Annotated in this window: 17 protein-coding genes, 1 tRNA gene and 1 pseudogene; 10 read left to right on the top strand and 9 right to left on the bottom strand. The window is 70.5% G+C overall.

Annotated features, from left to right (window positions below; genetic code table 11):
• Positions 1-20: 20 nt before the first annotated feature.
• From LV457_RS09825 to LV457_RS09805, 5 genes are read left to right on the top strand one after another with little or no spacing between them, the layout of a single operon-like run.
• Positions 21-1,556 (top strand): ABC transporter substrate-binding protein, encoded by a 1,536-nt coding sequence (locus LV457_RS09825; RefSeq protein WP_232170603.1) that lies wholly within the window; start codon positions 21-23, stop codon positions 1,554-1,556.
• Entirely contained in the window at positions 1,553-2,512 is a 960-nt protein-coding gene (locus tag LV457_RS09820; protein ID WP_232170602.1) for an ABC transporter permease, read from the top strand. Before LV457_RS09825 ends, LV457_RS09820 begins: the two co-directional genes overlap by 4 nt.
• Entirely contained in the window at positions 2,509-3,384 is an 876-nt protein-coding gene (locus LV457_RS09815) for an ABC transporter permease (RefSeq protein WP_232170601.1), read from the top strand. The genes LV457_RS09820 and LV457_RS09815 overlap by 4 nt, the downstream gene beginning before the upstream one ends.
• Complete coding sequence (locus LV457_RS09810) at positions 3,381-5,012, top strand: ABC transporter ATP-binding protein (protein ID WP_232170600.1); 1,632 nt, start codon at positions 3,381-3,383, stop codon at positions 5,010-5,012. Before LV457_RS09815 ends, LV457_RS09810 begins: the two co-directional genes overlap by 4 nt.
• 7 nt (positions 5,013-5,019) lie before the next feature.
• A complete protein-coding gene (locus LV457_RS09805) occupies positions 5,020-5,403 on the top strand; it encodes a hypothetical protein (RefSeq protein WP_232170599.1) in 384 nt (127 codons plus the stop codon).
• A gap of 29 nt (positions 5,404-5,432) precedes the next feature.
• Here LV457_RS09805 and LV457_RS09800 read toward each other — a convergent pair whose 3' ends face one another.
• Positions 5,433-6,455: a phosphotransferase gene (locus tag LV457_RS09800; protein WP_232170598.1), complete on the bottom strand. Its 1,023-nt coding sequence runs from the start codon at positions 6,453-6,455 to the stop codon at positions 5,433-5,435.
• A gap of 99 nt (positions 6,456-6,554) precedes the next feature.
• On the opposite strand from LV457_RS09800, the gene LV457_RS09795 reads away from it, so the two are divergent.
• Complete coding sequence (locus LV457_RS09795; RefSeq protein WP_232170597.1) at positions 6,555-7,055, top strand: hypothetical protein; 501 nt, start codon at positions 6,555-6,557, stop codon at positions 7,053-7,055.
• An 8-nt stretch (positions 7,056-7,063) separates the two neighbouring features.
• Here the strand turns inward: LV457_RS09795 and LV457_RS09790 are convergent, their stop codons facing one another.
• Positions 7,064-8,011, bottom strand: a complete 948-nt coding sequence (locus LV457_RS09790) for a hypothetical protein (protein ID WP_232170596.1) — start codon at positions 8,009-8,011, stop codon at positions 7,064-7,066.
• On the opposite strand from LV457_RS09790, the gene LV457_RS09785 reads away from it, so the two are divergent.
• From LV457_RS09785 to LV457_RS09775, 3 genes are all read left to right on the top strand, one after another.
• Positions 8,001-8,864: a hypothetical protein gene (locus LV457_RS09785; protein ID WP_232170998.1), complete on the top strand. Its 864-nt coding sequence runs from the start codon at positions 8,001-8,003 to the stop codon at positions 8,862-8,864. The genes LV457_RS09790 and LV457_RS09785 overlap by 11 nt on opposite strands.
• Positions 8,865-9,061: 197 nt before the next feature.
• Positions 9,062-10,474 (top strand): NCS2 family permease, encoded by a 1,413-nt coding sequence (locus LV457_RS09780; RefSeq protein WP_232170595.1) that lies wholly within the window; start codon positions 9,062-9,064, stop codon positions 10,472-10,474.
• A gap of 71 nt (positions 10,475-10,545) precedes the next feature.
• Positions 10,546-11,337, top strand: coding sequence for a crotonase/enoyl-CoA hydratase family protein (locus LV457_RS09775; protein ID WP_232170594.1), 792 nt, complete (start codon positions 10,546-10,548; stop codon positions 11,335-11,337).
• A gap of 99 nt (positions 11,338-11,436) precedes the next feature.
• Here the strand turns inward: LV457_RS09775 and LV457_RS09770 are convergent, their stop codons facing one another.
• Positions 11,437-12,945 carry a hypothetical protein gene (locus LV457_RS09770; RefSeq protein ID WP_232170593.1) on the bottom strand — a complete coding sequence of 503 codons (1,509 nt, stop codon included), beginning with the start codon at positions 12,943-12,945 and terminating at the stop codon, positions 11,437-11,439.
• Between the two features lie 612 nt (positions 12,946-13,557).
• Here LV457_RS09770 and LV457_RS09765 point away from each other — a divergent pair.
• Positions 13,558-13,845 carry a hypothetical protein gene (locus tag LV457_RS09765; RefSeq protein WP_232170592.1) on the top strand — a complete coding sequence of 96 codons (288 nt, stop codon included), beginning with the start codon at positions 13,558-13,560 and terminating at the stop codon, positions 13,843-13,845.
• A gap of 555 nt (positions 13,846-14,400) precedes the next feature.
• On the opposite strand, the pseudogene LV457_RS09760 reads toward LV457_RS09765, so the two are convergent.
• The 6 genes and pseudogenes from LV457_RS09760 to LV457_RS09735 form a co-directional block, all read right to left on the bottom strand.
• Positions 14,401-15,293, bottom strand: a pseudogene (locus LV457_RS09760) (restriction endonuclease); the annotation flags it as partial.
• Between the two features lie 117 nt (positions 15,294-15,410).
• Positions 15,411-15,484: transfer RNA gene (locus tag LV457_RS09755), tRNA-Ile, on the bottom strand.
• Between the two features lie 36 nt (positions 15,485-15,520).
• Entirely contained in the window at positions 15,521-16,882 is a 1,362-nt protein-coding gene (locus LV457_RS09750) for a TldD/PmbA family protein (protein ID WP_232170591.1), read from the bottom strand.
• On the bottom strand, positions 16,879-18,396 hold the full coding sequence (locus LV457_RS09745) for a TldD/PmbA family protein (RefSeq protein ID WP_232170590.1): 1,518 nt from the start codon (positions 18,394-18,396) through the stop codon (positions 16,879-16,881). The genes LV457_RS09750 and LV457_RS09745 overlap by 4 nt, the downstream gene beginning before the upstream one ends.
• Positions 18,397-18,446: 50 nt before the next feature.
• Entirely contained in the window at positions 18,447-19,316 is an 870-nt protein-coding gene (locus LV457_RS09740; protein WP_374198792.1) for a CbiQ family ECF transporter T component, read from the bottom strand.
• Positions 19,313-21,343 carry an ABC transporter ATP-binding protein gene (locus LV457_RS09735; RefSeq protein ID WP_232170589.1) on the bottom strand — a complete coding sequence of 677 codons (2,031 nt, stop codon included), beginning with the start codon at positions 21,341-21,343 and terminating at the stop codon, positions 19,313-19,315. The genes LV457_RS09740 and LV457_RS09735 overlap by 4 nt, the downstream gene beginning before the upstream one ends.
• Between the last annotated feature and the right edge of the window lie 38 nt (positions 21,344-21,381).

The raw sequence follows: 21,381 nt of genomic DNA, 5'->3' as shown, positions 1-21,381 counted from the left end.
CCAACGCCTACGGTGAACCAATGCGCCGGCCCGTCGCACTCCGATTCGTCGGTGCGCTGGTGATATCGGCCGTGGTGGCGGCGGGCTGCTCGACCGGTCGGCGGGTCGATCTGGGTGACGCGGCGTCGGGAAACCTGATCGCCGCGATCGCCGGCGAACCCGACCAGCTCGATCCCCACAAGACGACGGCCTACTTCTCGTTCGAGGTGCTGGAGAACGTCTTCGACACGCTGGTGGAGCCGGACGAAAACCTGCAGATGCGCCCCGCCCTGGCGACCTCCTGGGAGACGACTCCCGACCAGCGCGTATGGACGTTCCACCTGCGTCCGGGCGTGACGTTCCACGACGGAACGCCGCTGCGCGCCGACGACGTCGTCTACTCCTACCGCAGGATCATCGACGAGAAATTGTCGAACGTCGACAAGTTCAGCGCGGTCACCGACGTCCGGGCACTCGATGACCGCACGGTGCAGATCACGGTGGCCCAGCCGACGCCGAACCTGCTGACCAACCTCGGCGGCTTCAAGGGCATGGCGATCGTGTCGCGGCGCAACGTCGAGAGCGGCGAGATCGCGACGCGCCCGGTCGGCACCGGCCCGTTCGCGGTGGTCGGCGCGACGAGCGGCGATTCGATCACGCTGAAGACCTACGACGGCTACTGGGGTGCCCGCCCGAAGATCTCCGGCGTGACGTTCCGCTTCGTCCCGGAGGCCACGACGGCCCTCTCGGCGCTGCAGGCCGGCGAGGTGGACTGGACCGACTCCATACCGCCGCAACGGGTCGCCCAGCTGCGCAACGACGATTCGCTGCGGTTGGCGGTGACGCCGAGCAACGACTACTGGTACCTCGCGCTCAACCAGGCCCGTGCGCCGTGGAACGACGTGCGGGTTCGCCGGGCCGTCGCCTACGGCATCGACCGCGACGCGATCGTCACGGCGACCAGTTACGGCACCGCCACCGCCAACCAGCTGGCCATCCCGCCGGGCAACCCCTGGTACACCCCGTACGACACCTACCGCTACGACCCCGACAAGGCGAAGGCGCTGCTCGAGGAGGCCGGCGTGCAGCCCGGCGACCTCGACATGTTGGTGACGACGGAATACCCGGAGACCGTCACCGCCGCCCAGATCATCGCCGACAACCTCGCCCCGCTCGGGTTCACGGTCAAGATCCGGACCGTCGACTTCGCCACATGGCTCGACGACCAGAACAACGGCAACTTCGACATGCTGATGCTCGGCTGGCTGGGCAACATCGACCCCGACGACTTCTACTACGCCCAGCACCACAGCAAGGGCACGTCGAACGCGCAGCACTTCAGCGACGCCGAGGTGGACCGGCTGCTCGACGCCGCCCGCGTCGAGGTCGACCGCAACGCCCGCGCGGCGGACTATGCGCAGGCAGCCACCCGCATCGCGGACCTGGTGAGCTACATCTACCTGTACAACCCGTCGGTGATCCAGGCCTGGACGACGGCGCTGACCGGCTACCAGGCGCGCCGCGACGGCGCGGTCCGCTTCGCCACCGCGCAACTCGACCGGGAGCAGGCGCGATGAGCGCCCACCCCGTGGTGCGGTTCCTCGCCCGGCGGGTGCTGCACTCGGTAGTGGTGCTCTTCGGCGTGCTCGTGGTGGTGTTCGCGCTCGTGCAACTCGTCCCGGGCGATCCGGTGCGGATCGCGCTGGGCACCCGCTACACCCCGGAGGCCTACGCGGCGCTGCGCTCGGCGAGCGGGCTCGATCGGCCGCTGATCGAGCAGTTCTTCGGCTACCTGACCTCCGCGCTCACCGGCAACCTCGGGGTGAGCTTCCGCAACGGCGACCCGGTCACGGGGCTGCTGCTCGAGCGGCTGCCCGCCACCGCCTCGCTGGCGCTCTGCGGGATCGTCATCGCGCTGCTCATCGCCCTGCCCGCCGGGATCTTCTCGGCGCTGCACCAGGGCCGGGCGGGCGATGCCGCGGTGCGGGTGGCGAGCCAGTTCGGGGTGTCGGTACCCGACTTCTGGCTCGGGATCCTGTTCATCGCGCTGTTCGCGTCGACGCTGGGCTGGCTCCCGACGTCGGGGTACCGCCCGCTGTTCGACGACCCGGGCGGCTGGCTCTCGCACATCGTGCTGCCCGCGCTGACGGTCGGGCTGGTGGCCGGCGCGATCATGACCCGCTACGTCCGCTCGGCGGTCCTGGAGGTCGCCGACTCCGGGTACGTGCGCACCGCGCGGTCGAAAGGCCTCGCGCCGCGGGTCGTCACGATGCGCCACATCGTCCGCAACGCGCTCGTGCCCATCCTCACGATCACCGGCATCCAGCTGGCTACCATCCTCGGCGGCGTGATCGTCGTCGAGGTGGTGTTCTCGTGGCCCGGGCTGGGACGGCTGGTGTACAACGCCGTCGCGGCCCGCGACTACCCCGTCATCCAGGGCGCGGTGCTGCTCATCGCCGCGCTGTTCCTGCTGATCAACCTCGTCGTGGACGCGCTGTACGCGGTCGTCGACCCCCGGATCCGGCTCTCATGAGCGACTCGCCCAGTACCCGCGTCGCCTCCTGGCGGTTGCTGCTCGGCAATCCGGTCAGTGCCGCCAGCGCTGCCGTGTTGCTGGTCGTCGCGGTCGTCGCGGTGTTCGCGACCTGGCTCGCGCCGTACGGCGTCAACGACGTCGACGTGCCCACCGCCCTCCAATCCCCCAGCGGCGCACACTGGTTCGGCACCGACGAGCTGGGCCGCGACGTGCTGTCGAGGGTCGTCGTCGCCATGCAGGCGTCGCTGCGCGTGGCGGTGGTCAGCGTGGTGTTCGCCGTCGTCGTGGGCGTGACGATCGGGGTGCTGAGCGGCTACCGCGGTGGCTGGCTCGACACGGTGCTCATGCGGGTGGTCGACGTGATGTTCGCGTTTCCGGTGCTGCTGTTGGCGCTGGCCGTGGTGGCGATCCTCGGGCCCGGGGTCACCACGACGATCCTCGCGATCGGCATCGTCTACACGCCGATCTTCGCCCGGGTGGCCCGCGCCAGCACGCTCGGCGTCCGGGTCGAACCGTTCGTCGAGGTGTCGCGCACCATCGGGGCCGGCGACCTGTTCATCCTGCGCCGGCACGTGCTCCCGAACGTCGCCGGCCCGCTGATCGTGCAGACCTCGTTGTCGCTGGCCTTTGCGATCCTCTCCGAGGCGGCGTTGTCGTTCCTCGGGCTCGGTATCCAGCCACCGCAGCCGTCGCTGGGCCGGATGATCTACGACTCACAGGGTTTCGTGACGCTGGCCTGGTGGATGGCGGTGTTCCCCGGCGCGGCAATCTTCGTCATCGTGCTCGCGTTCAACCTGCTGGGCGACGGCCTGCGCGACGTGCTCGACCCGCGGCAGCGCACGGTCATCGAGGCGCGGCGGACCCGATGACCGACCCCGTGCTGCGCGTCGCCGGCCTGACCGTCGCCATCGGCAGAAGCGAGATCGTGCACGGCATCTCGCTGCAGGTACAGCGCGAGCAGACCCTCGGCATCGTCGGCGAGTCCGGGTCCGGCAAGTCGATGACCGTGCTGGCGGCGACCGGCCTGCTCGACGCGCCCGCAGCCAGAGTGGGCGGGTCGAGCGTGCTTGCCGGCCAGGCGGATTCGCCCGTCGAGATCGTCGGCGCCCCCGCCCGCACGCTGCGCACGGTGCACGGCGGCCGGATCGGCTTCGTCTTCCAGGATCCCGGCACGTCGCTCAATCCGCTGCTGACGTTGGAGCGCCAGATCACCGAGTCGCTGACGGCGCATCGCGGACTCACCCGGCGCGCCGCCCGGGCCAGGGCGGTCGAACTGCTCGACGCGGTGGGGCTGCCCGAGCCGGAGCACCGGTTGTCGAGTTATCCGCATCAGCTGTCCGGCGGCCAGCGGCAGCGGGTGATGATCGCGATCGCGCTCGCGTGCGACCCCGAGCTGCTGATCGCCGACGAACCCACGACGTCGCTGGACGTGACGACGCAGGCGCAGACCGTCGAGCTGGTGCGCGCGCTGCAGCGCGACTTCGGCACCGCGGTGATATGGATCAGCCACGACCTCGGCGTCATCGGTCAGGTGGCCGACGACGTGACAGTGCTGCGCGAGGGGCAGGCGGTCGAGCAGGCGCCGGTGCTCGACATCTTCGACCGGCCGCGCGACGAGTACACCAAGACCCTGCTGGCGGCCCGCCCGCTGCTCGGCGGTGACGGGCCGGCCCCGGCACCCGCCGACGCCGAACCGCTGCTGACCGTCACCGGCCTCGACGTGCGGTTCGAGGTGTCGACTCCGGTCGGCCGCCAGGTGGTGCACGCGGTGAAGGACGTCTCGTTCGCGATCCGGCGCGGCACCACGCTCGGGCTGGTCGGCGAATCCGGCTCCGGCAAGTCGACCGTCGCCGCGGCGCTGACCGGTCTGGTCACCCCGAGATCGGGGACGGCCACGCTCGGCGACACGGACGTGCTCTCGGTGCGCGGCCGCGCCGTGCGGGCGTTGCGCCGCCGCATCGGCCTGGTGATGCAGGACCCGTTCGCCTCCCTCGACCCGCGCAGCCGCGTCGAGCAGTCCATTGCCGAGCCGCTGCTCGTGCACCGGCTGGCCGACGGCCGCGACGCGCGTCGCCGGCGGGTCGCCGAACTGCTGGACCTGGTCGGATTACCCGCCGACTTCGCCGGCCGCTATCCGCATGAACTCTCCGGCGGCCAGCGGCAACGCGTGAGCATCGCCCGGGCGCTCGCCGGTGAACCGGAGCTGATGATCTTCGACGAGTCCACCGCCTCGCTCGACGTCTCGGTGCAGGACCGGGTGCTCGATTTGCTCGCCGGCTTGCAGCGCGAACTCGGGCTGACCTATCTGTTCATCGCCCACGACCTCGCCGTGGTGCAGCGCATGAGCCACGACGTGCTGGTGCTGCGCCGCGGCGAGGCCGTCGAATACCGGCCCGCGGCCGAGCTCTTCGCATCCCCCGAGCACGACTACACCCGTGCGCTGCTGGCGGCGATCCCGCCCGCGCGGCCGCGGCTGGCGTCGGAGGCGACCGAATGACGGCCGGGTGAGCAGCACCGTGGTGCGCTCCCGCGCCACCGATCGCAGTGTGGCCGTGGCGGGTTCGATCGCGACCGCCGCCAGCGCCGGTGTTGCCGGTTCGATCGCCACCGCCGCCAGCGCCGGCGTTGCCGGGTCGGTCGCCACCTCGGCCAGTGCCGGTGTGTCCGGCTCCGTCGCCACGACGGCGAGCGCCGCGATCAGCGGCTGCGCGCTGACAGTGCTGTGCTTCGCGATGAGCGCATGCCTGGCCTGCGCCGGCTGCGCGGCATGCGCCCGATGTGTCGGCTGCGTGGGCTGTGCGCGTTGCGTGGACTGCATCGGCTGCGTCGGCTGCTACAACTGCTCGGGCTTGCGTCACGCGGTCGGGCTGCGCAACGTGCACGCCTGAGGCGGTTCGTCGCCGCTCTCGTCGCGGCCTCACACCGACCGCGCGAGCTCCCATCCCCGCTCGGCGAGCGCCCGGTATCGGTCGCGGAACTCGTCGGTTCCCGCGCGCGCGTCGGCCGCGTTGCCGTCGAGCCCGCGACGCCACACGCCCGCGACGATCGAGGCCAGCCGGAACAGCGAGAAGATGACGAAGACGTCGAGCGAGGCGGGGACGTCGCGGCCCGCGTGACGGCAGTACGCCGACACGAAGTCGTCGCGCCCGGACTCGATGCCGCCGTCCTGCTCGAAGTGGTAGACGAGGAAGTAGCCGACGTCGGCCAGCGGATGGCCGATGGTCGCCAGCTCCCAGTCGAGCACGGCGATGACGCGCGGTTCGTGCGGCGCGAGGATCACGTTGCCCAGCCGGAAGTCGCCGTGAGCGATGCACGCCGCCTCGTCCTCGACCGGCAGGTGCGCGGGCAGCCAGGCCGCCAGCGCGTCCATCGCCGGCATCTCCTCGACCTTCGCGGCCTCCCATTGCCGGGTCCAGAGCGCCACCTGTCGTTGCATGTAGCCATCCGGTCGTCCGTAGTCGGCCAGCCCGACACGTCGCCAGTCGACGCGATGAAGCTCGGCGAGCACCCGGGCGAGGTCGTCGTACGCGGCTCGACGGTCCTCGTCGGGCTCCCCGGGCATCGCCGCATCGGCGAAGACGCGTCCCGGCAGGTAGTCCATGACGAAAAAGGGCGTGCCGATGACGGTTGGGTCTTCGCAGAGCAGCCGCGCCCGCGGCACCGGGACCGCCGAATCTGCCAACGCAGCGATCACCCGGTACTCCCGCTCGACGGCGTGTGCACGCGGCAGCAGTCGGCCGGGCGGCTTCTTGCGCAGCACATAGTCGCCGGCGGCGGTGGACAGGTGGAACGTCGGATTGCTCTGCCCGCCCTGGAACTGCCGAATGACGACGTCGCCGTCGAATCCGGGTAGGTGATCGGACAGATACCGGGCCAGCGCCGCCTCGTCGAAGCGGTGGGCGGGCAGCGTCTCGACGAGCGCAGGTATGCCCGACGTCATGGCGCCTCCGTTGGTCGTCGATCCGACGCCACGAGCATCGCACAGGTGTCCCCGCTGGAAGGCGCCACCGAGTCCGGCTCGGCGACTTACGATCCGAGCATGGCGAGGGCGTTGCGCTCGACGGCGGGCATGTGCGCGCTCGTCGCGATGGCGTCGGGCTGCGGTGACGAGGCGAGCCCGCCGCCGCCCACCACCGCAACGACGAGCACGCACGCCCCCGCCGCGCCCAGTCCCCCGCTGCCCGCACCGACGGCGCAGGCAACGCCATGGATCTACCTCGACGTCGGCGATTGCCTGCGCGACCCGCCGCCCACCGATCCGACGGTGCTGACCGTGGACACCGTCGACTGCACCACCCCGCACGCGGCGGAGGTGTATCTGCGAGCCGACATCGACGTCAACGCGGCGATCGCCGAGGTGGCCGACCAACGCTGCGCCGCCGGCTTGCGCGACTACGCCGGCGACGCAGCGCCGCTTGCCTTTTCGTATCTGATCGACTCGGAGCAGAACCGGACGTCGTCGAATCCCGCGCCGAGCGCGGTGATCTGCCTGTTGCAGCGGACGGACGGCGGGCCGCTCATCGGAACGGCCCGCCGCTGACCCGCCTTCTAGTGCAGTGCGCCGCGGCGCCGCACGCCGAAGACGAACGCCAACGCGCCCAGGCTCATCACCGCTGCGGTGCCACCGGCCGCCATCAGGAACACGTCCATGCGTGACAGGCCCGTGTCGGGCGCGGCGTTGTCGGAGGCCAGCCGCAGCTGGTAGTTGCCGGGCAACGGACCTTCACCAGGCTCGTCGAGACCCGGGAACTGCTGGGTGCGGTGCACCTCGAACAACCGCTCTCCGCCGGGAGTCTGGTTCCACACGCCCCAGGCCGGGGTGACGCCGTCGAGCAGCACCCGACGCTCGCCGTACCGGACGTCATCGCCCATGTCGATGATGCGGTTGACGCGGAACGGCTCGTAACGGGCCTGGGAGTACCGCACGAAGACCGGGACGTTGTCGTAGCGCACCAGCGGTGGCGGGACGAAGGTCGGCAGCCCCGCGCGGGGGATGTACCCGCCGCCGAAGAAGGTGCCCACCGCCACGTCGACGGCGGTGTCAACCGCGGCGTTCACCAGGTTGACGGCGGTGTTGACGGTGTTCAGGACGACAGCCGTGAAGCTGTAGGCGGCGAATTCGGCGACGTCGAGCACGATGCGTGCGAGCGGCGGGACATAGACGACCCGCGGAAGGTTCTGGTAGACGTACACGATTCGCACCGGCGCCCGATAGGGGTTCAAGACGATCGGCCGGTAGAACTCGTCGTACTCCACCCAGTCGGGCCGCCACTGCCGTACCGGCCGGTTCCATTCGCGATCGTTGGCGAGCCGGACCTCCTGACGCTCGTCGGAGCGTTGGCCGTCGCGTGTCCGTTGCAGCTCGACGATCTTGGCCATCGCCTCGACATCGGTGGCGGGCGCCGGATCGGGCTTCACCTCGACGGGGTTCGCCTTGCGCGCCAGTTGCACGTCGGGTTCGGGCGCCACCAGGGTTTCCGGCGCCGTGGGCGTCACCGGCAGCGCCTGCTCCGAGATCGTCGACGACTCGCCGGAGGTCTTCGACCGTTCGGTCGCCCCGCCCGGCGAGGTCTCGCCGGTCGTGGGCGCCGCGGAGCCGGACGGCTCGGTCGGCCGCGGCGCGCTCGCGGCGCCCGGTGCGCTCGGCGAGGGTGACGCGTCGGCCGGCGGGGCGGCCGAGGACGGCGCGGCAGCTGGTGACGGTGCGGCAGCTGACGACGGTGCCACCGCCGCGCTGGGCGCAGCGGCCGGCGAAGGCGCCGGCGTGACGGCGGGTTCGGCAGGCGCGGCGGACGGCCGGGCAGCGGGAGCAGTCGAGGGCGCCGCGGCGCTGGGCCGAGGCGCGCTCGGTGCCGCCGACGGCGGGGCGCTCGGCGCCGACGAGGGGGCGGCGCTCGGCGCCGCCTGGCTCGGCGCGGGCCGACGTGCGGCGCTGGGAGCCGGGGCCGGGGCACTGGGGGCTGCCGCGCTGGGCGTCGGGGCTGCGGCACTGGGGGCCGCGGCGCTGGGCGCGGGCTGTTGTGGTTGCGCGGGAGGAGCAACCGGCGCAGCCGGCGCGGCGGGCGCTGCCGGGGCCGCCGGTTGCGCAGGCGCGGCGGGCGCTGCCGGGGCGGCGGGTTGCGCAGGCGCGGCGGGTTGCACAGGCGCCGCGGTGGGCACGTCCGGCACGGGCGCCGCCGGAACCGCCGGCGCGTCGACCTCCGGCATGACCGATGTCGGCGCGGTGGGCGCCGCCGGTTTGCGGTCCGGGTCGGCCAGGGCGGGCGCCACCCCGCCGGTCAGTGCCGTCAGCGAGATGACCACCCCCGACGCCAACACGGCGACGGCGGTGCGCTTGCGGCACATCTGAACGGGACCTCGCATCGGAACTCCTCCGGCTCTCAGGAACGTGGCTCGTCGCCACCGCTGCCACGCAGCCATCTCCCCCGACACCGACCTGCAGGCCGGCAGCCGCCGCGACACTTCCGGTGGTTCTATCGCTGCCGGCTCCGAAGTGTTACCGCGGCGAGCGCGCCGATGTCGGCCGCGGTCTCTAAGGTCTGAACGGTGACTCGCCTCGACCGGTTCTTCGACATCACCGCGCGCGGCTCGACGGTCGCCACCGAGGTGCGCGGCGGGGTCGTCACCTTCATCGCGATGGCCTACATCATCGTCCTGAACCCGATCATCCTCGCGGGCAAGCCGGACGTCGACGGCAACGAACTCGACTTCGCTCAGGTCTCCGCCGTCACCTCACTGGCCGCGGGTGCCTTGACGATCGTGTTCGGCCTCGTCGCGCGGCTACCGTTCGCCTTCGCCGCAGGCCTGGGCATCAACTCGTTCCTGGCGTCGTCGGTAGTGGGCTCGCTGAGCTGGCCCGAGGCGATGGGCCTGGTGGCCATCGACGGCCTCATCATCGTGGCGCTGGCCGTCACCGGGTTGCGCAAGCTGATCTTCGATGCGGTGCCGATGCCGCTGAAGCTGGCGATCACCGCCGGCATCGGCCTGTTCATCCTGTTCATCGGGCTCATCGACGCCGGCTTCGTCGGTTCGACCGGGCTGCCGTCGCCGCCGGTCGGGCTGGGCAAGGAGGGGCTCGGGTCCATCTCCACTGTGCCGGCCCTGATCTTCGTCCTCACGCTGCTGGGGACGGCGATCCTGGTGGCGCGACGGGTGCGCGGCGGCATCCTCATCGGTCTGGTGGCCGGCACCGTGGTGGCTGTGGTGATCGAGGCCAGCTGGCATCTGGGCTCGGCGCAGGACAACCCCGGCGGGTGGGGGCTGAGCGTGCCGGCGCTGGACGGCTCGCCCTTCGCACTGCCGGATCTGTCGCTGGTGGGTGCCGTCAGCCTGGACAGCTTCGGCCGGATCGGCGTCCTGGCCGCGGTGATGCTGGTCTTCACGCTGGTGTTCACCAATTTCTTCGACGCCATGGGCACTTTCACCGGGCTCTCGCGGCAGGCAGGGCTCGCCGACGAGCACGGTGATTTCCCGCGTCTGCGGTCGGCGCTGGTGGTCGAGGGAGCCGGCGCCGCGGTCGGCGGCGCGTCATCGGCGTCGTCGAACACCGTCTTCATCGAGTCCGGCGCCGGCATCGGCGAGGGCGCGCGCACCGGCCTGGCCAACGTGGTGACGGGCGTGCTGTTCCTCGCGGCCACGTTCCTCACCCCGCTGGCGAAGATCGTTCCCAGCGAGGTGGCGGCGGCCGCACTGGTGATCGTCGGCGTCATGATGGCCTCACACCTGCGGGAGATCGACTTCGGCGACTTCTCCGTGGCGCTGCCCGTCGTGCTGACCGTCGCGGTCATGCCGCTCAGCTACTCGATCGCCAACGGCATCGGCGTCGGCTTCATCTCCTGGGCCGTCATTCGCACCGCATCCGGGAAGGCCCGCGAGGTGAGCCCCTTGCTGTGGATTGTGGCGGTCGGCTTCCTGCTGTATTTCTCGCGCGGATGGATCGACTCGCTGGTCGGCGCGTAAGGCGCGGCCCCGAGCGCCGCTGAGCTCACGGCGCGAATCCGGGCCTCGGGCGCGCAGTACGCTCGCCTTCCGTGAGCTCTGAACCCGTCGACGGACCGCTGCGCATCACCACCGGCGACCACACGCAGACCTGGATCATCAACTTGCCGCAGGCTGGCAACGCGATCACCGACAAGGGCTTCATCCGCGCTGTCGAGGCCGCGGTGGACGCCGCCAACGCCGACATCGACGTCCGCGCGGTCATCCTCACCGGTGAGGGCAAGATCTTCTCCGCCGGCGGCAACGTGAAGGAGATGGCCGACCGCTCAGGCATGTTCGGGCTGGATCCGATAGCCCAGCGGCGCGCCTACGTCGACGGCATCCAACGCATCCCGCGGGCGCTCGCCCGCCTCGAAGTACCGCTGATCGCCGCCGTGAACGGGCCGGCCGTCGGCGCCGGCTGCGACCTGGCGATGATGTGCGACATCCGGGTGGCGTCCGAACGCGCGTCGTTCGCCGAGAGCTTCGTGCAGATCGGCCTCATCCCCGGTGACGGCGGCAGCTGGTTCCTGCCGCGGGCCGTCGGCTACGAACGGGCCGCAGAGCTGACCTTCACGGGCGACCGCATCGACGCCGCCACCGCCCTCCAGTGGGGCATGGTGAGCCGGGTGGTCCCCCACGAGCAGCTGCTCGCCGAGGCGGCGGCGCTGGCGGCCCGGATCACGAAGAATCCGCCCGAAGCACTCCGCATGGCCAAGCGGTTGCTGCAGGAATCCCGCTCCGGTTCGCTGGAGTCGACGCTCGGGATGGCTGCGGCGATGCAGCCGCTGGCCCACCACGACCCCGAACACGCCCAGCGCATCGACCGGTGGGCGTCGCGCTGATGGCCTGCCCCGGCTCGTGCCGACCGCGGCCCTGCGCTGCCGGCTGACCGCCGTCAGCGCAGGACGACGTCGCTGCGCTCTTCGCCGAGGCTTGAGCCGCTACGAGTTCGACTCAGAGTTGGACGACTTGTTGCTGGTGTGGTCCGAGCTCTGATCGGCTTGCGTGCGAGACTTCCCCGCGGCCTCGCCGTCGTCTGCCGCGCGGTGCTGGCCGGTGTTTTCGTCGTCCGCCGAGCGTTGCGTGCCGGTGTCGTTGGCGTCCGCCGCAGCGCGATGCTTGCCCAGGGACTCGTCGTCCACCACCGCCGCGCGGTGCTTGCCGACGTAGGCGTCGTCAGCCTGGTCGGCGACCGCCGTGGCTTGCGCTGGCGGCGTGGTGTTGCCGGCCGCGGTCCCGCCGTTGCCGAGCGCCGGCGCGGGGTCGTGCGCCGGCGGATTGATCGCCGCCGGGCGCGCTGCCGGCGCCGCCGCAGCGGTCGCCTGGGTGGTGCCGGTCTCGTGCTCAGCGGCCGCGCCGTCGGCCACCATGCTCCGGAACGGGGCGGTGGTTGCCTGCGGTGGTGCGGCTGCTGCCACCGGCGTCGGCGCCGTAGCGCTGGTGACGCTGATGACGCCTGCCGGGGTGGTGGGATCAGCGAACGACGCTGCAGACGGGACGAACCGGAGCGGCGAAAACCCGCCGGACGGCAGGAAGTTGAAGGTGAAGGCCACCGGCCCGACGTACAGCGTGGTCTGCAGCCCGCCGATGAAGTCCGCATTGCCGAGCCCGACGCCGACACTGCGGTTGGTGACGAATCCCGTTGTGCCGGTGTTGTAGAGCAGCCCGGGGATGCCGGCCTCCCACTGCCCGATGTCGACGGCCCGGACCGCGTCCAGCTGACCGTCCGGCAGCGTCTCCCCGTTCGGCGGTTGGACGAAGTTGATGTACTTGAGCACGTTGAGGTTGAAGACGGCGGGGCCCAAGCGGTTGGTCGTCTGCAAGAGGCCGGTCGCGTCGGCGATGCCGCCGTCGCCGGAACCGAAGGTGTTGTTGAGGATCCAGCCGATCGTGCCGTTGCTGCCGCCCAGATCGCCGAGGCTGGCCAGCCAGGTTCCCATGTTGGCGGCGTTGAACACCGGCCGCGCACCGGACGGCGCCGTGGGGTCCGGGTTCTGGTTGAAGAGGACGGTGCCGAAGTTGCCGCCGCCGAACGCCAACGGCCCCAGCGTGTTCAGCACCTGCCATGCCTGGACGGCGTCGACCGCCGGCCCGTCGGCGCCGTCAACCGCCCAGCCGCCGTCGGCGGCAGTGCTCGCAACGCCGGGAACACCGAAGGCCCAGAACGGGATTCGCCCCGGCGAGAGCAGCGAAGGATCGGCCTGCGCCTCGGCGAGGCGTGCGTCGACCGCCTCCCGATAGCCGTTGACGAGAGCCGCCACGGCCGCCGCCGCGTCCGCGGGCGCCAGGAAGGAGGCCGCGTAGGTCGCCGCCGAGTTCCGGCCACCCGCCGCGACCGCTGCGAGCACCTCCTGCGGTGTCGCCGCAGTGGTAGCCGCGGTGTTGGTGACACGGATGGTCGTCTCCCCGCTGGCGGGTAACCCGCTGATGGCCCCGGCGACGGCCGTCACACCGACGACCGCGACGGCGACCGCGAGCTGTTGCGAGCCCGAAGACCGGGAACGCTCGTGGCGACGCCCCACGCGCTCGGGCGACCGGTCGATGATGGGCTGCAGGACGCGACGTCGGTGAGCACCGATCCGGCGGTGCCGGCCTCGACGACTTCCAGGTGAACGCTTCATGTCAACCTCCCCCACTCGTGCCGTGGGGGAACCATACTATGGCCGAGCAGCAAACGCACGAACTAATCGCCGCGAACTGCTTGATTTGATTCATTCAGGTTTCACACGGCCCTGTGGCGGGCATCTGTGCGCCATTACCGCACGTCGGGTCCCGTTCAAGATCGGAAACGGAGTCGGCGCCGGACGGCACGACGGGCGCGATCAGCGAAACATTATTGACAACGACGCAAAGCGTGCGTCGCTGGGCAACGAAGTCGCGGGTGTCTGTGAGCTCGGCCGGCGTCGACGGCAACCAGTCATGTGGATTCAACGGCTTATGTGCCCGACGAACCTGTCCCGCCGATCGAGCGGGTACCGCGTACTTGCTGAACTTCCATGCCCGCTTGGACGGAATGTGCCAACCGAGACTCCGACGCAGGAGCTGATGGGAGCATAGGTGGCATGGACGAGGACTTTCGCCTGCCTGACGGCCGGAAGGTGCGGCTCACGCCAAGCGCGCTCGAGAACTCCGAGGACCACGACGATTGTCCGTTCTGCCTGGGCCGCGCCGCCGCGCATCGAGGCGACGGCGAGGACTGCAACCCGTTCCCTGAGTGTGACTTCCCCAAGGGTTCGCCAGAGCGGGACCAAGACGACCACTGGCTATGGGCGGTGGGTCACGCGCTCGGTTCCGAGGAGCCGGGCGGGCTGCTCTGGTTCGAGCAGTCCAACCGTGGTCATGACGCATAGGTTGCGGCTTCCCGATTTGCTGCGGCTGATAGCGTTGGACGCGTGGTTCGGCTCGCTTGCGGCGATCTCGCCGCCGACGCGCAACACGCATCCGATCACGCCGTGTGTGATCTCCCTGCGCAACCTCCCCGTCCGTTAGGCCGGCTGGCTGCCAGCGACCCGCTGCTCTTGGACCCTGCACTACTCAGGAACCAATGTTTGCTCCTGCTGGGTGTGCCACGGTGGTCCACAGCACCGGCAGGAGAACCGGAGCCTGCGCCATCGCGACCGCATGGCCCTCCACGCCGCGCTCGGTCGCTGGCGCCACGGCGACGAATTAGCGTTCGACGCCATCACTTTTCCGTCGCGAGTGCACTGCTGGTAATCGGTGACCGTGGATGGAGTAGGTCACCAGAAGCATGAATTAAGCCCGAGCCGCTTTCGGAACTCCGCGAGGTTGCCTGGGCAGGTGCGCTGACGGTCGGCATGGCGATCGGTGCCGCCGCTGAACCATTATCGGCGACGTACTGTTCCGCAACGAATTCAGCCACTTCGCAGCTGCAGCCCGCCTGCCGCTCACACCTTGGGCTCTAGGGTCAGGAAGTAGTCGGCCTCCACCTTCACGTCCTCCACGACGCGCTTGGTGGTGGAAACACCGATGGCGTTGTCCTTTAGCAAGTCGCACAAGCGGTCGCCATCGATGAGGTCGATGGGCGGCGCGCCGTCGCGCTTGGCCTCCGCGCGAGCGTCGTTCGTGAAAGTGCCGGTCGTGTCAGCAACCCCTTCTCACCGCGACCAGCCATTGCTCCACGGAAGTCCCGCACGGCCGAGCTGCCCACGCTGCCTCTGTAGCGCTTGCACTGGAAGAACACCGGGAAGCTCAAGAGTGAAATTTGGTAGAAGCCAAGGCCATCGATGCCACCGTCACCCGCCCTGCCGGTGACAACCGCACTGCTGAACCCGGATTCCCGCAACAGCCGCTGCGCTAGCCGCTCGAACGCGGTCGGTGACATCTTGAGCAGCGTCTCCAACAGGGCGTCCTTCCAGTCCGCTTCAGCTTCGGCCTCTACCTGGTCCAGCTCACTGGCCGCGTCGGACTTCGTTCGCCGCGCCCTTCTTCTTGCTCTTCTTGTTGTAGGAGTTAACGAACTGCTGGTGCAGTGGGCCGATCTGCTCTTGGGTCGCGGCCCGTCCGGCCTCCGTGACCGTCCACACTCCGCGCTTGCTGTTGGTGAGCAAGCCCATCCCTTTGAGGTAGGTCCGCGCCCAGGCGAGCCGGTATTGGATCTCGGTCTGCGGCCCGTCTCCGTGAAGGACGGCTTGTTGCTCCTCGGAGAACTGCTCGCGGTCGATCACCGCAGCGTCCAACTCGGCGATGGAGGCCGACCCTCCCAGAGCGATTGCAGCCTGAAGCGTCGGCCACAGCATGTCGGTGTAGGGAGGAACGGTCGCTGCCACAATCCGAGCATCTCAGAGCTTTGCGACAGATCGCCAATGCCACGTCCGTAGCCTGGGGTGGCGCCGGGGTGAGGGTGGACACGAGGGCGCCCTAAGCGTCACAAGAGCTTCTACCAGGCACTTTTCGGTGGGGCGGGCGGGGCTCGAACCCGCGACCAACGGATTATGAGTCCGCGGCTCTAACCGACTGAGCTACCGCCCCGTGCGCTCGACGCGCGACGGCTATCGTCTCACGCGCTCACTGCGCCTGACTGACCGACGACATGTGGAAATCCGGGACGCGCAGCGGCGGCATGGCCGCCCGCGTGGCCCAGTCACCCCATTCGCGGGGCAGCGTGATCTCGGTGCGCCCCGCCTCGGTGGCGCGCCGGAGCAGGTCGATCGGGCTTTCGTCGAAGCGGAAGTTGTTCACCGCGGCACTGACCTCACCGTCCTCGACCAGGTACACCCCGTCACGCGTCAGCCCGGTGAGCAGCAGCGTCGTGGGATCGACCTCGCGGATGTACCACAACGTGGTCAGCAGCAGCCCTCGCTCAGTGTCCGCGATCATCTCCTCGAGCGACGCGGTGCCGCCGGTCATCAGCAAATTGTCGGCCGGCACGGCCACCGGGGCACCGAACTCCGCCGCGGCGGCACGCGGATACGCCAGCGCGTTGAGGACACCGTCGCGGATCCAGTCGACGCGGCCGATGTCCATGCCGTTGTCGAACACCGACATCCGCTCCGACGAACTGGCCGCCGCCACGAACGGCATGCACCGCAACGGATCCGCCGCCGGGTCGGAGTACAGCGTGAGCGGCATGTTGCACAGCTTCTCCCCCACCCGCGTGCCGCCGCCCGGCGCCGACAGCGCGGTGCGGCCCTCGTGGGCGCCACGACCGTCGAGCGTCCACGCCAGGTAGATCATCATGTCGGCGACCGTCGACGGCGGCATCAACGTCGGATACCGCCCCGGCGGGAGATCGACAGAGCGGGCCGACCACCGCAACCGCGTATTCAGCTGCGCCAGCATGGATTCCAGTCCGACGTCGGCGAAGTCGGGCGTGCTGACGCCGGCCCACGCGCTGCCCGCGTCGTTCTTGGCGTTGACCTCCACCGATCCGGTCGGCTGCGTGAAGCGCCGGCGTACACCGGTCGAGGTGGCCAGGAACGTGGTCTCGACGACGTGGTGGGCGAAGCCGTAGAGCCGGTTCTGTCCCCCGAAGCCACGACGCAGCGGCTCGGCGATCCCGCGGAATACGTGGGCGCCGGTGCCCGCGATCTCGTCGTCCCAATCGTCGGGCACATCGGTACCGGCCAGCAGCGGCGCACTGTCACGCGCCTCCGGAGCCGACCGCGCTGCGTCCTCGCTGGCAGCGACCAGCTCCGGGATGACGGCCGGGTCGACCTCGCTCGATTGCACCGATCCGACGAACGCCCGACCGCGCTGTCGCACAACCGAAATCACGGTGGTGGTGCGCGCCGTCGAGACGCCGTTGGTGGTCATCGAGTTGCCGGCCCACCGCAGCGACGCCTCCGAACGATCGGTGACGATGACGATGGTCTCGTCCACGGTGGCGGCGCCCAGCGCGGTGTCGAGCACCTGCTGCGCGGGGATCACCGGCCGCCCTCGATCCGGGTGTTGAGGACGCGGACTCCGCGGAACAGCGCGCTCGGGGCACCGTGGCTGACGGGCGCCACCTGGCCGGGTTGCGCCTTGCCGCAATTGAAGGCGCCGTGCAGTTCCCATGTCTGCGGGCCGCCCACGGCTTCGAGGCAACGCCAGAAGTCGGTGGTCGTGGACTGGTAGGCGACGTCGCGCAGCTGGTGGACCACCTCGCCGTTGCGGATCTGGTAGAAGCGCTGACCGGTGAACTGGAAGTTGTAGCGCTGCATATCGATCGACCAGCTCTTGTCGCCGACGATGTAGATGCCGTCGTCCACCCGGCTGATGAGATCCTGGGTGGAGAACCGCTCGTCGCTCGGCAGCAGCGACACGTTGGCCATCCGCTGGATCGGAACGTGATGCGGCGAGTCGGCATACGAGCAGCCGTTCGAGCGGGTCTGTCCCATACGGTGGGCGAAGACCCGGTCGAGCTGATAGCCGACGAAGATCCCGTCCCGCACCAGATCCCAGCGCTGTGCTGCCACGCCATCGTCGTCGTACCCCACGGTGGCGAGCCCGTGCTCCACCGTGCGGTCCGCGGTGACGTTCATGGCGGAAGACCCGTAGCGCAGCGTGCCGAGCTTGTCCGGGGTGGCGAAGGACGTGCCGGCGTAGGCCGCCTCGTATCCGATCGCACGGTCGTATTCGGTGGCGTGGCCGACGGATTCGTGGATCGTCAGCCACAGATTGCTCGGATGGATGACGAGGTCTTTGATGCCCGCGGCGACGGTCGGCGCGGCCACCTTCTCGGCGAGCAGCGCCGGAAGGAGCTCCAATTCCCGTCGCCAGTCGAAGATCTCGGTGTCGACGACGGCTTCCCAGCCGCGGCCCATCGGTGGTGCGAGCGCCCGCATCGACTCGAAGGTGCCCTCCTTCGCGTCGACCGCCACGGCGTCGAGCCGCGGCAGTATTCGCACCCGCTGCTGGGTGATCGACGAGCCGTGGGTGTCGGCGTAGAAGCTCTGCTCCTTCACGGTGTTGAGGCCGGCCGACACGTGATCGATGCCGTCGGCGCGCAGCACCCGCTGCGTGTAGTCCGCCAGCACGGCGATCTTGTCGGCGGACGGGATCTCGAAGGGATCGATCCGGTAGCTCGACACCCAGGTGGCGTCGCGGTACACGGGTTCGCCGACCAGCTCGATGCGCTCACCGTTGAGCGCCGCCAGGGAGGTGGCCACCTCGACCGCACGCCGCGCGGTGGCCGCGGCGACGTCGGCGTCGAGTTCGGCGTGCGACGCGAATCCCCAGGTGCCGTCGACGATCACGCGGACCGCCAGCCCGATCTCGCGGCTGGTCACCGAGGTCTCGAGCTCGCCGTCGCGAAGCTGGATGATCTCGGTGGTGAGGCGCTGGATCCGCACGTCGGCATAGCTCGCGCCCGCCGAGGTCGCCGCGGACAGCGCCGCGTCGGCCAGCTCATGGCGGGGCAGAGCGAGGAATTCGGGGTCCACCTCGCGCTGGGCTGTCACGCGTCCACCGTAACGGTGCCACTGCCGCGTGGCAGACGTATCGCCGCGCGTCAGGTCGAGGGCGCCACCAATTCGAGACCCAGCCCCGCGCCGCACACCAACGCGACGACGACGAATGCCCAGAAGTCCGCTCGGGTGGGACCCGCGGGCGCCGCGGAGATCTGGCCTGCGCCACCTCGCGCGGTGATCGCGTCGCCCATCTCGTCGGCGCGGCGCAGCGCGACGGTGAGCGCCGCGGTGACCAGATCGATCACCTCCCAGCTCCACCGGCGCCAACGCGCCAGCCGGGTCGGCGGCACGACGCGCGGGCGGAGCCGCCGGGCGGCGTGCAGGGTGCGGAACTCGTCGATGAGCATGGGGAACGCCCGCAGCGCCAGGGCGAGCGCGACGGCCCACTCGTCGACGGGCACGCGCAGGATCTTGAGCGGCCGACCGAGTTTCGCGACGGCCGGTGCGACGTCGGCGACGTTCGTCGTCCAGGAGATCAACGCGCCGAGCCCGAGCAGCACGATCGACAGCGCGGTGATCCGCAAGAACTTGAGCAGGCCGCCGAAACCGACCGTCACCGAACCGATGTCGAGGTTGGGTGCGCCGCCGCTGAACGCCGCCGTGACCCCGCCGAGCACGAGCAGCGCCCACAGGAAGCGCGGCACCGTCGGCAGCGCGCCCCGCGACACGTGCGCCAGGCGCGCCGCGACCACCACCAGCACCGCGACCGCCGCGATCGGCAGCCAGCCGGGATAAAACGTCAGCAGGATCGAGATGAACAGCACCACCAGCAGTTTCGTGCCCGCCCACAACCGGTGGATGGGTGAGTCGCCGGGCAGCGGCCGCAGCAGCACGACCGGCCGGCGCTGCGACTGCAGCAGCAGATCGCGCGCCTTTGCGGCGGCCTGGACGGCCATGCTGTCGTCGGTCACGACGCGCCCTCCGTGGCTGCGGTGGCCGGTTCGATCGCGCCCTGGCGCAGGTGCAGCGTCCGGGGGCACAGGTCCTCCAGCCCGTGGAAGTCGTGTGAGATCACCACGACGGTCAGGCCGGCGTTGCGTCGCAGCTCGACGAGCAGGCGGAGCAGCCCGCGCTGGCTCTCGGCGTCGAGTCCCGCGAGGGGTTCGTCGAGGATCAGCGCCCGCGGCGAGCGCGCCAGCAGACCGGCCAAGACGACCCGCCGCATCTGGCCCCCGCTCAACTCGTCGACGCGGCGGTCCGCCAGCTCGGGTCCCAGGCCCACCAAGGACAGCGCCTCGACGATCCGATCGGTGTCGTCGGGCGGGAAACCGGCGGCGCCGGCGACGTCGCGCCCCACCTTGCCCCGCATGAGCTGCAGCCGCGCCGCCTGGAACGACATGGCAACGGCGCCCACCTGCTGGGACACCGGCTTGCCGTCGAGCAGGCAGCGCCCGCTCGACGGGACGGTGAGGCCCGCCATGATCCAGGCCAGCGTCGACTTGCCGGATCCGTTGCCGCCGTGGATCAGCACGCCGTCACCTTCGTGCACCTCGAAGCTAATGTCGCGCAGCGCGGTGGCCGCCCACGGGGTGTGCTGCGCATAGACGTGCCCGACCCGGTCGACGGTGATGACCGGCGCCGCGGACACCGCGGACCGCACACCGTCGTGCGGGGATTCGACGGTGTCGACCAGCCGGGGCGGCCCGGATGGGCCACTGCTGAGCTCGACGGTCCGGTCGGCGATATCGGCTTCGTTGTTGTAGTGGGTGATGTGCACCAGCGCCATGCGGTGCCGGTCGGTCAGACCGCCCAGCAGCGACAGCAGGTCGTCGCGGCCCTGCTGGTCGACCATCGTGGTCACTTCGTCGGCGATCAACAGGGCGGGTTCGCGGGCCAGGGCCGCGGCCACCGCAAGGCGCTGCAGTTCGCCGCCGGACAGCCCGCCGGTCTCGCGCTCCGCCAGACCGGTCAGCCCGACCTCGCCGAGCAGCCGCGCCACGTCGACGGCGGCGCCCGGCGGCAGCCCCCACACGACGTCGTCGGCGACCCGCGTGCCGAGGATCTGGCTCTCCGGGTGCTGCATGACGACGGCGGTGCCGCCGATACGTCCGAGGCCGACACCGCCGGGCCGTTCCACCGTTCCCGCGGTCGGCGGGCGGCCGGCGAGCACACGCATCAGCGTCGTCTTCCCCGAGCCGTTCGCGCCGGTGACCGCGATGTGCTCGCCGGGCTCCAGCCGCAAGGACACCGGGCCCAGGGCGTCGCGGTCCGCCGCGGGATACCGGAACCGCACGTCGCGCAGTACCACCGGGACCGGCCCGACGGGGCGGTCGTCGGCCGGAACGTCGTCGAGCTGGGAGGTGTCGGGCACACCGTGCAGCCGGGCGGTCACGCGGTTGAGGACCCACCAGCCGAAGAGCGTGACCCACAAGATCGCGACGACCGAAAACCCGGCCATGAAGGCCGGCCAGTACCGGACGAACACCCCGAAGCCCGTGCTGACCGCCTCGGCGAGCGGGACGAGCCGCGGGACCCGTTCCAGCACGGCGGTCATGCCGTCGACGTTGGCCTGCAGGGAGTCGAAGATGAGGTTGCGCAGCCGGGACAGGATGGCGAGCGCCAGCACGATCGCCAGCCCGAACGCGAGCCCGCCGGCGACCGCGGCGACCACGACGGTCGGTGTGCCGCGGCCGCGGCGCTTGACGACACCGATCATCGCGCCGATGAACGCGCAGTTGACCACGGTCATCATCCCGCCCAGCCCGGCGATGAGGAAGGCGATCAACCCCCCGGCGATGCCGGCCGTCAGCAGCACCCGCAGCCTCGACCGGTAGGCCAGGAGTCCCATCGGGACCGTGCCGAGCAGCGACAACGCCGCCGCGAACGGCACCACGACGGCGATGATGGCGGTCGCGGCGGTCAAGGCGGCCATGACCGCTGCCTGCGCCAGTTCGGCCGGTCGCAGCGGCCCGCGCGCCGCTGCGCCGGTGACGGTCATCGCTCAAGTCTGCCAGCCGGGATGCGGCCGGGGCCGCC

Origin of the sequence: Mycobacterium sp. MYCO198283, assembly GCF_021213805.1 — a bacterium.
GTDB lineage: Bacteria > Actinomycetota > Actinomycetes > Mycobacteriales > Mycobacteriaceae > Mycobacterium.
This window is presented reverse-complemented; position numbering and strand designations above follow the sequence as displayed.

Coding starts and splice junctions, on each gene's coding strand:
- LV457_RS09825 (WP_232170603.1), top strand. CDS start 21: ATGCGCCGGCCCGTCGCACTCCGATTCGTCGGTGCGCTGGTGATATCG.
- LV457_RS09820 (WP_232170602.1), top strand. CDS start 1,553: ATGAGCGCCCACCCCGTGGTGCGGTTCCTCGCCCGGCGGGTGCTGCAC.
- LV457_RS09815 (WP_232170601.1), top strand. CDS start 2,509: ATGAGCGACTCGCCCAGTACCCGCGTCGCCTCCTGGCGGTTGCTGCTC.
- LV457_RS09810 (WP_232170600.1), top strand. CDS start 3,381: ATGACCGACCCCGTGCTGCGCGTCGCCGGCCTGACCGTCGCCATCGGC.
- LV457_RS09800 (WP_232170598.1), bottom strand. CDS start 6,455: ATGACGTCGGGCATACCTGCGCTCGTCGAGACGCTGCCCGCCCACCGC.
- LV457_RS09795 (WP_232170597.1), top strand. CDS start 6,555: ATGGCGAGGGCGTTGCGCTCGACGGCGGGCATGTGCGCGCTCGTCGCG.
- LV457_RS09765 (WP_232170592.1), top strand. CDS start 13,558: ATGGACGAGGACTTTCGCCTGCCTGACGGCCGGAAGGTGCGGCTCACG.
- LV457_RS09735 (WP_232170589.1), bottom strand. CDS start 21,343: ATGACCGTCACCGGCGCAGCGGCGCGCGGGCCGCTGCGACCGGCCGAA.